Origin of the sequence: Polynucleobacter sp. JS-Fieb-80-E5 (assembly GCF_018882015.1) — a bacterium.
In the GTDB taxonomy this organism is placed as follows: Bacteria; Pseudomonadota; Gammaproteobacteria; order Burkholderiales; family Burkholderiaceae; genus Polynucleobacter.
Map to the genome: position 1 here is coordinate 313,965 of NZ_JACVPH010000003.1, position 13,106 is coordinate 327,070.

At 45.9% G+C, this 13,106-nt stretch carries 7 protein-coding genes and 1 tRNA gene; 6 read left to right on the forward strand and 2 right to left on the reverse strand.

The genetic code is table 11. The annotated features are described in order from the left end of the window. The first annotated feature begins 31 nt into the window (after nucleotides 1–31). The 3 genes from lon (at nucleotide 32) to ICN44_RS06445 (ending at nucleotide 4,219) form a co-directional block, all read left to right on the forward strand. Complete coding sequence (gene lon, locus ICN44_RS06435; protein WP_215322156.1) at nucleotides 32–2,464, forward strand: endopeptidase La; 2,433 nt, start codon at nucleotides 32–34, stop codon at nucleotides 2,462–2,464. Nucleotides 2,465–2,570: 106 nt separating this feature from the next. Further along, nucleotides 2,571–2,646, forward strand: a tRNA-Val gene (locus ICN44_RS06440). A 109-nt stretch (nucleotides 2,647–2,755) separates the two neighbouring features. After that, nucleotides 2,756–4,219, forward strand: coding sequence for a peptidylprolyl isomerase (locus tag ICN44_RS06445; protein WP_216263197.1), 1,464 nt, complete (start codon nucleotides 2,756–2,758; stop codon nucleotides 4,217–4,219). Nucleotides 4,220–4,237: 18 nt separating this feature from the next. Here the strand turns inward: ICN44_RS06445 and ICN44_RS06450 are convergent, their stop codons facing one another. Beyond that, nucleotides 4,238–4,909: an arylesterase gene (locus ICN44_RS06450; protein WP_216263198.1), complete on the reverse strand. Its 672-nt coding sequence runs from the start codon at nucleotides 4,907–4,909 to the stop codon at nucleotides 4,238–4,240. Nucleotides 4,910–4,911: 2 nt separating this feature from the next. Between ICN44_RS06450 and ICN44_RS06455 the strand changes: the two genes are divergently transcribed. The 3 genes from ICN44_RS06455 to ICN44_RS06465 are packed head-to-tail and all read left to right on the forward strand — an operon-like array spanning nucleotide 4,912 to nucleotide 10,420. Next, nucleotides 4,912–5,586, forward strand: coding sequence for an ABC transporter ATP-binding protein (locus tag ICN44_RS06455; protein WP_216263199.1), 675 nt, complete (start codon nucleotides 4,912–4,914; stop codon nucleotides 5,584–5,586). 21 nt (nucleotides 5,587–5,607) lie between these two features. Beyond that, nucleotides 5,608–9,645 (forward strand): phosphoribosylformylglycinamidine synthase, encoded by a 4,038-nt coding sequence (gene purL, locus ICN44_RS06460; RefSeq protein WP_216263200.1) that lies wholly within the window; start codon nucleotides 5,608–5,610, stop codon nucleotides 9,643–9,645. Then, nucleotides 9,590–10,420 carry a spermidine synthase gene (locus tag ICN44_RS06465; RefSeq protein WP_255537451.1) on the forward strand — a complete coding sequence of 277 codons (831 nt, stop codon included), beginning with the start codon at nucleotides 9,590–9,592 and terminating at the stop codon, nucleotides 10,418–10,420. Before purL ends, ICN44_RS06465 begins: the two co-directional genes overlap by 56 nt. An 82-nt stretch (nucleotides 10,421–10,502) precedes the next feature. On the opposite strand, the gene ICN44_RS06470 is transcribed toward ICN44_RS06465, so the two are convergent. Beyond that, nucleotides 10,503–13,088 carry a bifunctional aconitate hydratase 2/2-methylisocitrate dehydratase gene (locus ICN44_RS06470; protein WP_216263201.1) on the reverse strand — a complete coding sequence of 862 codons (2,586 nt, stop codon included), beginning with the start codon at nucleotides 13,086–13,088 and terminating at the stop codon, nucleotides 10,503–10,505. Nucleotides 13,089–13,106 lie beyond the last annotated feature (18 nt).

The following is a 13,106-nucleotide window of genomic DNA, read 5'->3' on the forward strand; positions in this document are numbered from 1 at the left end:
TGAGGTTTGATTACTTTGGAGGATTTGCCCCATGCCTGGCCACTTATTGTTACCCTCTGAACCAATTCAACTACCTTTGCTCCCATTGCGGGACGTAGTTGTATTTCCTCATATGGTGATCCCGTTGTTTGTGGGTCGCCCAAAATCGATTAAAGCCCTCGAGGCTGCCATGGAAACTGGCAAAAATGTCCTTTTAGTAGCCCAAAAAACGGCCGCTAAGGACGAGCCTGTCATTGAGGATCTCTATGAGGTGGGCTGTATTGCCAATATCTTGCAAATGCTCAAATTGCCTGATGGCACTGTGAAAGTACTTGTTGAAGGTGTGCAGCGCGCAGAAGTCAGTCAAATTGAAGATAGTCTGGGTTACTTCAATTGCGAAGCAACGCCAACTGCTATCAATGCAATTGATGCGCATGAAACCGAAGCCTTGCGCCGCGCAATCATGGCGCAGTTTGATCAATACGTAAAACTCAATAAAAAAGTACCTCAAGAGATTCTCTCTTCTCTCGGTGGCATAGATGATCCAAGTCGTTTGGCTGATACCATCTGTGCGCATCTACCTGTAAAGCTAGAGCAAAAACAGCGCTTACTTGAAATGATGGATGTTGTACAACGCCTGGAAAGCTTGTTGGCTGATCTGGAGAGTGAGATTGATATTCTGCAGGTTGAGAAGCGTATTCGTGGACGTGTTAAGCGTCAGATGGAAAAGAGTCAGCGCGAGTACTACCTCAATGAACAGGTAAAAGCGATTCAGAAAGAGTTAGGCGAAGGCGAGGAGGGTGCTGATCTCGAAGAGCTCGAGAAGCGTATCAAGGCTGCACGCATGCCTAAAGAAGCATTGAAAAAGGCGGAATCAGAACTTAAGAAGCTCAAGTTGATGTCGCCCATGTCTGCAGAGGCAACGGTCATCCGCAACTTTATTGATACGCTGGTAAATCTGCCTTGGAAGAAAAAAACCAAGATCAATAACGACCTTACTAATGCTGAGAAAGTATTGGACGAAGATCACTATGGTTTGGATAAGGTCAAAGAGCGTATTTTGGAGTACCTCGCAGTTCAACAGCGCGTTGATCGTGTCAAGGCTCCGATTCTTTGTTTAGTCGGCCCTCCTGGGGTTGGTAAAACTTCTTTAGGTCAATCTATTGCGCGTGCGACCAATCGAAAATTTGTCCGCATGGCCTTAGGTGGTGTGCGTGATGAATCTGAGATCCGTGGTCACCGTCGTACCTATATTGGTTCGATGCCAGGTAAGATTTTGAGTAGCCTCACTAAGGTGGGCGTTCGTAATCCTTTATTCCTTCTTGATGAAGTAGACAAGATGGGTATGGATTTCCGCGGAGATCCAGCCAGTGCCTTGTTGGAGGTTTTGGATCCAGAACAAAATCACACATTCCAAGATCACTATGTAGAAGTTGATTTTGATCTATCAGATGTGATGTTCGTGGCTACCTCAAACTCCTTGAATATTCCTGGCCCATTGTTAGATCGTCTTGAGATTATTCGCCTAGCTGGTTATACCGAGGACGAAAAAACCAGCATTGCTGTGAATTATTTGATTCCTAAACAAATCAAAAATAATGGCTTAAAGAAGGACGAGCTCAAGATTGAAGATAGCGCAGTTCGTAACATGATTCGTTACTATACGCGTGAGGCTGGCGTGCGTTCTTTAGAACGTGAAATCAGCAAGATTTGCCGCAAAGTAGTAAAGCTATTGCTCTTAAAAAAAGAAGCTGCCCCGATTGTTGTGAATGCGGATAATTTAGAGAAATTCTTATCGGTACGCATGTATGACTTTGGTTTGGCCGGAAAAGAAAATCAAGTTGGTCAGGTGACCGGTTTGGCTTGGACTGAAGTGGGTGGTGATTTGCTCACCATCGAAGCTGCTGTGATGCCAGGTAAGGGTGTTATTACCCGCACCGGTTCTATTGGCGATGTGATGAAAGAATCCGTTGAGGCTGCTAGAACAGTAGTTCGCTCTAGATCCAAAAGACTTGGCATTACGGATGAAGCCTTTGAGAAGAAGGACATTCATATTCACTTCCCTGATGGCGCAACACCAAAGGATGGTCCATCTGCCGGTATTGCGATTACGACAGCCTTGGTATCAGTCTTTACTGGGATTCCGATTCGTTCAGATGTTGCGATGACAGGTGAAATTACGTTACGTGGTGAAGTGCTACCTATTGGCGGATTAAAAGAGAAGCTTTTGGCTGCCCATCGTGGTGGTATTAAGCTTGCCTTAATTCCTGAAGAGAACGTCAAAGACCTGATTGATATTCCAGACAATGTTAAGAATGCAATTGAGATTATTCCAGTTCGTTGGATCGATAAAGTATTGGAATTGGCTTTAGAACGTATGCCCGAAGCCTTGCCAGATCCTTCGCCTGAAGAGTTGGCTAAAAAGGCCGCTGAAGCCAGTAAGGCAAATGAAAAGGGTGCTGCCTCAGACGTTCTTAAGCACTGAAAATAGGGTGATTTTTCGTTAAATCGTACTCATCTAATGAGGCAGGTATAGCCGAAAATCCACCCTAAGCTCACGCTTAGGTTACAATCTTAGCTGTAATATTTTGGGGCGCTTAGCTCAGTTGGTAGAGCGTCTGCCTTACACGCAGAATGTCGGGAGTTCGAGCCTCTCAGCGCCCACCAAACTATTACTCTTGTCAGTTCTTCTTAGCCTACTCAGGCATTTCAATACCCATCTGCTCAGTGCCTAGTACACTCGTGGTATTCATCTTTTTTACTAGCGAACTTTTACATGTTTGATACCGTCCGTAAGCACCAGCGAATTCTGCAGTTTGTATTAATGCTTTTGATCGTTCCATCTTTTGCCTTCTTTGGAATCTCTAGCTATTCCAGCTTCATGGACAAAGAGACTGACATTGTCAAAGTTAACGGCAAACCCATTACTGCTCAGGAAGTAGATTCAGCTGCGAAACGTCAAGCTGAGCGCGTTGGTGGAAACGCGCAGATTGCTCAAAGCCTCCAATTTAGACAGGCAATTTTGAATGAGCTATTGCAACAACGCATCCTTGGATTTACAGTCAGCAATTTGCGTTTACAAGTTGGGAAAGAAGCCCTCGTGAAAAGCTTGCAAAATATTCCGCAGATTCGCGCTCTATATAAACAAGATGGAAGTTTCGATGATGCGCGCTTTAAACAGCTCTTGGCTAGTAATGGCTTAAATGAAGAGCAGTTTTATGCGAGCCAGGCTTTTGATTTAAAAATCAGTCAATTGGTGAACTCTGTAGCCCGTACGGAAATCGCCAGTCCAAAATTATCTGAAATTGTTTCAACCCTTTATGAGACTGAGCGTCAAGTTCAGACTCTATCATTTGATGCAAAAGATTATTTAAACAAGGTAAACCCTTCCCAAGAAGACTTACAGGCTTTCTATAACGCCAACACAAAGCTATTTGAGAGTCCAGAGTATGTGGATGTCGAGTACATCGTTCTCAAAGCTGATCCAAAAGAAGATGCCAAAGTATTTAGCGAGAAAGCGGATCAATTTGCTAACATCACTTACGATCAGTCAGATAGTCTTAAGCCAGCTGCAGATAAGTTAAAGCTTAGCGTTCAAACACAGAAGGGCGTAACGCGTTCCGGCGCACCTGGCGTTGCAAAAGATCATCCGCTGGCCAATCCTAAGGTGGTTCAATCCCTGTTTGGTGATGATGCTGTTAAGAACAAACGCAATATTGAAGCTGTACAAACCTCTCCAGGCGTTTTTGTTTCAGCGCGAGTAGTTATTTTTCATCCTGCTCAAACTTTGCCATACAAAGATGTTGCCGCTGAAGTGAAGCGTCAAGTAAGTCAACGTATGGCTGAAAAACTTGCCGTCAGCGCTGCTGCAAATCGCTATGCGGCATTAGAAAATGATCCAAAGAATAGTGCTGGCTTTGCTAGCCCGGTTTGGGTTTCTCGTAATAAACCTGCAAATTTAGTGGGTGGAGCTTTAGATGAAGTGATGTCCGTCAATCCTGATAAATTCCCTGCGCTGGTTTCTGTTCAAAATCCCGGGATCGGCACTATTTTGTATCGCGTTGATCAGACAAGGCAACCTGCAGGTGTTGATGCCAAGGTTCATAAGGCACAAGCGCAACAAATTCAAGCATTGGCAGCCCAGTCTGAATTTGCTGGCTTTATGTCTTACTGGCGTGATGTTGCTGGCGTTAAGGTAATTAATCCCCTTAAGCCGCCATCATCTAGTTCGGGTAGCTAAGCTTTATCGCTAAATTACTTATTTACTCTTAAGTAGTGCATGATATGGGGCCATAGCGCCCCATACGTTTTTAAAGAGTATGGCTTGCGCCTTTTCGTTAGGATGCATGCGATCTGCCTGAAATAAATCAATGTCAGAAGCAACGTTCTTTAAAAAAAATGGCACAAGTTCAACTTGTTCCTGGCGAGCAAGCTTAGGATACAGATCCTGAAATTGCTTGGTGTACTCTTGTCCATAATTGGGCGGAATCTGCATGCCAAATAACAGCACTCTTGCTCCTGAGCTTTTACTTAATTGAATCATCTTGCGTAGATTTCTATCTGACTCTTGGATTGATAGGCCCCGTAATGCATCATTTGCTCCAAGTTCTAAAAGGACAATTCCCGGTTTCTTTTGCTCCAATAGTTTTGGTAATCTAGATAGGCCACCGGAACTAGTTTCCCCACTAATGCTGGCGTTAAAAACAGTCCAAGGGCTAGCTTCTTTATGAAGTTGGTCCTCCAGGAACTTTACCCACCCGGTACCGCGTGTCAATCCATATTCTGCCGAGAGACTATCTCCCATAACCAAAATAACGGGATTGGTCTGAGCCTGTGTGCCAAAGGGAATAAACAGGCAAAATAGGGAGCTTGCCATCAATATGGCTTGCAATTTTTTACTCAAGAAGTTCAACCAAATATATTGATTCATTTATGAGTATTCCAGTCAAGGTCCTTAGTGCAATACACCTAGGTAAAGAAGTTTTATCTAGCGATGGATCATTAACTATTTTGCACGACATTAGCTTTGATGTCTTTGCTGGCGAAAGTGTTGCTATTACTGGCGCGTCGGGGTCTGGGAAGAGTACTTTGCTTGGTCTTCTAGCCGGCTTAGATACCCCCTCTAGTGGGCATGTTGAATTGGTCGCCCAAAATCTCAATCAGCTTGACGAAGATGGGCGGGCAAAATTACGAGGGCAAAAGGTAGGCTTTGTATTTCAATCCCTTCAATTGCTACCTCATTTGACAGCCCTCGAAAACGTCATGTTGCCAGCCGACCTAAATGGGATGGGTATGGCTAAGGAAAATGCATTAGCCTGCCTAGAGCAGGTGGGTTTAAGCGAGCGAGCCAACCATTTCCCCAAGACCTTGTCTGGCGGAGAGCAGCAACGGGTAGCGCTAGCTAGGGCCTTCATCATGAAGCCAGAGATTTTATTTGCTGACGAGCCCACGGGCAGTCTGGATGAGGTTAGCGGAAATCGGGTTATTGAGCTGCTTTTTGAGCTAAATCGAGCCAATCATTCCACCCTTATTTTGGTCACCCACGACCAAGCCTTGGCTGATCGGTGCCAGCGGCAATTACACCTTCAAGGCGGTCGATTGCTGTAGGCAAAACCTTATAATCTAGGGATGTCTTTTTTCCACTTTTTGCCTGGCGCTGATGCGCTTTCCCCCTTCCGCCAGCAGCGACTTTTGGCAGCTTTGGCCGCGCAAGGGGTTGATCTTGAGTCCATTGAAGCTCAATACCTTCATTTCATATGGTCAGAGGCTGAGCTAAACGCCAAAGATCAAGAAGTCATGGCTAGTTTGTTGACCTATGGCGAGCCATTTCATTCCAAAATACATCCAGGAAAATCTTGGTTTGGAAGTGGTAAGACCGAGAATCAAGATGTCATTGTTATCCCAAGATTTGGAACACTTTCTCCATGGGCCAGTAAGGCTACAGATATCGCTCGTCAATGTGGATTGGATGTATTGCGTATTGAGCGTGGCGCTCAATTTTCATGGAAGAGCAAAAAAGCGCTGACACCAGAGCAAAAACAATTAGTGCTGACTGCGGTTCACGACAGAATGACTGAAGCTGTGATTGATTCAACTGAAGCTGCTATTGCTTTATACCAATCACTAGAAGACAAGCCGTTAACACGTATACCGGTAATGACTGAAGGTAGGTCTGCTCTCGATAAAGCAAATCAAGAATTGGGCCTTGCCTTGTCGGATGATGAGGTGACATATCTTGTTGAAAACTTTACTAGACTCAAGCGCAACCCATCAGACGTTGAGCTGATAATGTTCGCTCAAGCGAACAGTGAGCACTGTCGGCATAAGATTTTTAATTCCAGCTGGACAATTGATGGGGATGATCAAGAGCGATCTTTATTTGCCATGATCCGCAATACTCACCAATTGCATCCAGAGGGAACGATTGTTGCGTATTCCGATAACTCTGCAGTCATGGTTGGCTGCGAAGCGGAAACCTGGGTTCCTCAAGGTGATGATCAACGCTATGAAAAGGATACGCGCATGGTCCATACCCTTATGAAGGTGGAGACTCATAATCACCCGACTGCGATCGCTCCTTTTCCTGGCGCATCTACAGGTGCGGGCGGTGAAATTCGTGATGAGGGTGCCACTGGTATAGGCGGACGTCCTAAAGCTGGCCTTACCGGTTTCTCAGTATCTAATTTAAATATTCCTGGCACAGATCTTCCTTGGGAGAATCTGAAATACGGCAAGCCTGAGCGCATCGCTACACCTTTACAAATCATGATTGAAGGCCCACTAGGCGGCGCTGCATTCAATAATGAATTTGGCCGCCCAATTTTGGGTGGTTACTTTAGAGTCTTTGAGCAAACATTGGATGGCACACGTCGTGGTTATCACAAGCCCATCATGATTGCCGGCGGTATTGGAAGTATTGATTCAATCCACACTGCAAAAAAAGCAATTCAAGCAGGGCACTTATTGATTCAATTAGGTGGTCCGGGTATGCGAATCGGTATGGGTGGTGCTACTGGTAGTTCCGTTGCAACAGGGACAAATACTGCCGATCTTGATTTTGATTCTGTGCAGCGAGGCAATCCAGAAATGGAGCGTCGAGCACAAGAGGTGATTAATGCCTGCCGCGCTCTTGGTGATCACAATCCAATCGTGTCAATACATGATGTGGGTGCGGGCGGTATATCCAATGCATTCCCGGAGCTTGCAGATGGAGCTGGTTTGGGGGCTTCATTTAAACTTCGGAGCGTTCCACTCGAAGAAAGTGGCATGAGTCCTGCAGAGATTTGGTGCAATGAATCTCAGGAACGTTATGTTTTGGCTATTGATGCAAAAGATTTGGACCTGTTTAAATCATTTTGCGAACGTGAGCGTTGTCCTTTTGCGGTAGTTGGCGAAGCAACCGCAGAACGTCAGTTGAAATTAAGCGACTCAAAGCAGTCCTCATCTGATGATGCTGCGCTGCCAATTGATATGCCAATGGAAGTTTTGCTTGGTAAGCCTCCAAAGATGCATCGCAACGTTACAAGAGTTGCCCAGGAGTTCAAAGAATTAGATGTAACTGATGCCGATCTTGCACAATCAATAGCCTGGGTCTTGCAACAACCCACCGTAGCAAGCAAATCATTCTTAATTACGATTGGCGACAGAACTGTTGGCGGTCTAAATGCTAGAGACCAGTTTGTTGGGCCATGGCAAATTCCTGTAGCTGATTGCGCCGTTACTCTGATGGATTACAAGGGTTATTGTGGTGAAGCAATGTCGATGGGTGAAAGAACCCCATTAGCGGTTATAGACGCAGCAGCGGCTGCGCGTATGGCAGTGGGTGAGGCGATTACCAACCTCTTGGCTGCAGATATTGCCAGCCTCGAAAGCGTAAAACTTTCTGCAAACTGGATGGCGGCATGCGGTTCTCCTGGTGAGGATGCCAAGCTCTATGACTCCGTTAAAGCGATTGGCATGGAACTGTGTCCTGCGCTTGGAATATCGATTCCAGTTGGCAAGGATTCTTTATCTATGTCTACCGCATGGCAAGATGGTGATGAAGCCAAGAAAGTAGTCGCACCCGTATCTTTAATCATCTCTGCTTTTGCATCTGTGCTGGATGCCCGTAAAACATTGACTCCCCTGCTGCAGTTGAAGGGTAAAGACGGATCTCCACAAGAGACTGAGCTGATCTTGATCGATTTAGGGCGTGGCAAGAATCGCATGGCGGGAAGTATCTTGGCTCAAGTGCTTGATCAGTCCGGAAAATCAGCGCCTGATATTGATCACCCAGAAGATTTGAAGTCTTTGGCTGCCGCCATTATTGAATTGCGTAAAGAGAATAAGCTTTTGGCTTATCACGACCGTTCTGATGGTGGATTATTTGCCTCTGTTGCTGAAATGGCTTTTGCTTCCCACTGCGGCATCTCGCTTAACGTAGATATGATCGCTAGGGATGCTGGGCAAGAGCCTGATTATGGTGACGCCAAGAATTGGGCGCAACAGGTATCTGGTCTTCGCCATGAACAAACCATGCGTGCGTTATTTAATGAAGAGTTAGGCGCAGTAATTCAGGTTCGCAAAGAAGATCGTGATGCGGTATTTGCTGTATTGAGAAGGTTAGGTTTAAGTGCTCATAGCCATGTGATCGGCAAACCCAATACCAACGGCCGTATTGAAATTTGGCGTGATGCTAAAAATATTTTTGCTGAGCCGCGTGAGGTGCTGCAAAAGATCTGGACTAACACTAGCTATCAAATAGCGCGTTTACGTGACAATCCTGTCTGTGCTGATAGTGAATTCTCGCTCTTGGACAATGTTGCCGATGCAGGCATGAATCCTAAACTCACATTCAATCCTTCTGAAGATATTGCAGCGCCGTTTATCGCCAAGAACTCACGCCCTAAAGTGGCCATTTTGCGAGAGCAGGGCGTTAATTCACATGTTGAAATGGCTTATTCCGTTAATTGGGCTGGATTTGAGAGCTATGACGTCCATATGTCAGATTTGCTCAGTGGCAAGGCTAAATTAGAAGACTTTAGAGGGCTTATTGCTTGTGGTGGCTTTAGTTACGGAGATGTATTGGGAGCTGGAGAGGGCTGGGCAAAAACAATTCTGTTCAACCAACAGCTTCGCGATCAGTTTTCTAGGTTCTTTGAGCGTCAAGACAGCTTTGCGTTAGGCGTTTGTAATGGCTGTCAAATGATGAGTAACCTCTCAGGAATTATTCCGGGTGCAGAAGCTTGGCCTAAATTTACACGCAATCAATCAGAGCAATATGAAGCGCGCTTAGTGATGGCTGAAGTAATGGCTTCGCCTTCCATATTCACCCAAGATATGGAAGGGAGTCAGATACCCATTGCGATTGCTCACGGTGAAGGGTTTGCCAACTTCAGCCAACAGGGCAGCTTAGAGCAGATTCAAAAGCAAGGCTTGGCCTCATTCCGCTTTGTGGATCATCAAGGCAACCCAACAGAAACTTATCCAATGAATCCAAACGGATCTCCCAATGGTTTAACTGGGGTCACGACACCCGATGGTCGTTTTATGGTCATGATGCCTCATCCCGAGCGTGTATTTAGAGCTGTACAGATGAGCTGGTGTCCACCTGGTTGGTTGGATACCCCTGATGGTGCTAGCCCTTGGCTACGCTTATTCCGCAATGCCCGTCGTTGGGCGAATTAAGTTGTCTACTGACGGATTAATGGAGCCGGTCACTTTTTCTGAAAGTGGCGGCGTTCGCTATCTCCACTTTGGCACTGACTCTATTCAGGGTGCGATGCGTATTCGTGATCCAGGTGAGATTTATTTAGAGTACAACCAGCAGATGATGGCCTGGCTTTTGTTTTTAGAGACTAAGCCCGGCATGCGGATAGCCCAGTTAGGTTTAGGCACGGGCGCATTAACTAAATTTCAACATCGATATTGCCCGGCTGTGAAAACTACCGTAGTAGAGTTCAATCCTGCTGTAATCGTTTCTGCAAGATCTATGTTTTTTACACCTGACGATGATCGCCGCTTAGAAACTCTACAAGCTGATGCAAAACTATTCGTCAAGAATAAAAAGTATCAAGACTACTTTGATGCTGTACAGGTTGATTTGTATGATGCAATCTGCGATGGCCCTGCGGCAAGTTCATTGGATTTCTATAAAGGTTGCTACGATATTCTCAAAGGGCCCGGTGTGATGACGGTGAATTTATTCTCGCGACACAAAAGCTTTGATATAAACCTTAAGAATATTTGCGAAGCCTTTAATAATAGAGTGCTCTTATTTCCAGAGTCCCATGATTGCAACGTCGTGGCGATTGGATTCAAAGGACCTAAGCTCGAGGCGGAATGGAAGGATGTCTCAAAACGAGCAAAACTGATCCTTGAAAAAACCGGGCTTCCTACTAATAAATGGGTCTCAGGCATTAGTCGGGAGAATGCCCGACAAGAAAATAAGCTCTCGATCTAATACTTCGAAGCAAAAGAAAAAGGCGATCGTTTGATCGCCTTTTTTGCTGCTCAACCTATTGCTAGGTTGAGGGTATTGCGCATTACACAGTCACAGTATCTGCAATATCGCTAAATGACTTGAGCTTATCAAAACTCATGTATTTATAGACATCACCAGCTTTAGCATCGAGTGCCTTCACTTGCTCTAAATACTCAGCAGGTGTAGGTAGGCGACCCAAGAGGGCGGCAACAGAAGCCAATTCAGCAGAAGCCAAATACACGCGAGTGTCGATACCCAGGCGGTTAGGGAAGTTACGAGTAGAAGTCGATACAGCTGTTGAGCCCTTGCGGATCTGTGCTTGATTACCCATGCAAAGTGAGCAGCCTGGGCTTTCCATACGGGCACCAGCTGCGCCTAACATGCCGTAGTAGCCTTCTTCCATCAAGACCATGGCATCCATCTTGGTTGGCGGCGCTACCCATAAACGGGTTGGCATATCTTTCTTGCCTTGTAGCACCTGACCAGCTGCGCGGAAGTGACCAATATTGGTCATGCATGAGCCAATAAACACTTCATCAATCTTGTCGCCTGCTACTTCAGACAATACTTTCACATCATCCGGATCGTTAGGGCATGCAAGGATAGGTTCTTTGATTTCATCGATATTGATTTCGATGATCTCTGCATAGTCCGCATCCGCATCAGCTTTGAGGAGTTGTGGATTAGCAATCCAAGCTTCCATGGCTTTGATACGGCGACCAAGAGTACGTTTATCTTCATAACCATTAGCAATCATCCACTTCATCAAGGTGATATTTGATGTCATGTATTCGATGATTGGCTCTTTGTTCAAGTGAACTGTACAACCACCAGCAGAACGTTCAGCAGAAGCATCAGACAATTCAAAGGCTTGCTCAACTTTTAGGTCAGGTAGGCCTTCAATTTCAAGAATACGGCCAGAGAAAATATTCTTCTTGCCTTGTTTCTCAACAGTCAACAATCCCTTTTTGATTGCATACAAAGGAATCGCATTTACTAGGTCACGTAAGGTGATGCCAGGTTGCATCTTGCCTTTAAAGCGGACCAATACAGACTCAGGCATATCCAATGGCATCACACCTGTAGCTGCGGCAAAGGCAACTAAACCTGAACCAGCCGGGAAAGAAATGCCGATTGGGAAGCGAGTATGGCTATCGCCACCAGTTCCGCAGGTATCTGGCAGGAGTAAGCGATTCAGCCAGCTGTGGATCACGCCATCACCTGGGCGCAAGGCAACACCGCCGCGATTGGTCATGAATGGTGGCAATTCATGTTGAGTGCGAATATCTACAGGCTTTGGATAAGCTGAGGTATGACAGAACGACTGCATTACTAGATCAGAAGAGAAACCAAGGCAAGCCAAGTCCTTCAATTCATCGCGCGTCATTGGGCCTGTTGTGTCTTGTGAGCCAACGGTAGTCATATGCGGCTCGCAATAAGTACCAGGACGTACGCCTTGTCCTTCTGGTAAGCCACATGCTCGGCCAACCATCTTCTGAGCCAAGCTAAAGCCCTTCTTGTTGTCGACTGGATTGACCGGCAAGCGGAATTCAGTAGAAGCAGGCAAGCCCAAGGCAGCACGTGCTTTAGCGGTTAAGCCACGACCAACGATTAAAGGGATACGTCCGCCAGCGCGTACTTCATCCAGAATGACCGGCGACTTCAATGTAAAAGTGGTGATTTCCTGACCGTTTTTAAATACTTTTCCTTCGTACGGCCGAAGTTCAATCTCATCACCCATATTCATTTGAGAAACATCTAATTCGATTGGCAATGCTCCAGAATCTTCCATTGTATTGAAGAAGATTGGGGCAATATTGGTACCTAAGCACACACCACCAAAACGCTTGTTGGGTACGAATGGAATATCTTGACCTGTCCACCAGAGAACAGAGTTTGTTGCAGATTTACGTGATGAGCCTGTACCAACTACGTCTCCAACGTAGGCAATTTGATTGCCTTTTTTCTGGAGAGCAGCGATTTGCTTCATCGGACCACGAACACCACTCTCATCTGGCTCAATGCCAGGACGGGGGTTCTTGAGCATGATGGTTGCATGCAGCGGAATATCAGGGCGGCTCCATGCGTCAGGCGCAGGAGAAAGGTCATCGGTATTAGTTTCACCCGTTACCTTGAAAACAGTTAACTTCATGCTTTCTGGAACTGCAGGGCGGCTAGTAAACCAGTCCGCATTGGCCCAGCTTTGCATCACTGCTTTAGCATTTGCATTGCCTTTTTCAGCAAGCTCTTGGACGTCATTGAAATAATCAAACATCAAGAGTGTTTTCTTGAGCGCTTCGGCAGCAGCAACACCACACTCAGAGTCAGATAAAAGCTCTACTAAAGGTTTGATGTTGTAACCACCTAGCATCGTGCCCAAAAGTTCAGTAGCACGTACGCGGGAAATTAATGGGGATTTTTCTGTACCTTTGGCAACAGCATCTAAGAACTCAGCTTTAACTTTAGCTGCATCGTCAACACCAGCAGGAACGCGGTTGGTGATTAATTCAAGTAACTCAGCTTCCTTACCGGCAGGTGGGTTCTTCAACAACTTCACCAGTTCAGATGTTTGATCCTTGGTTAAGGGCAGGGCCGGAATACCGAGGGCTGCGCGTTCAGCGGCGAGGGCGTTATAGGCTTCTAACATTATGTTTCCTATGAGGTA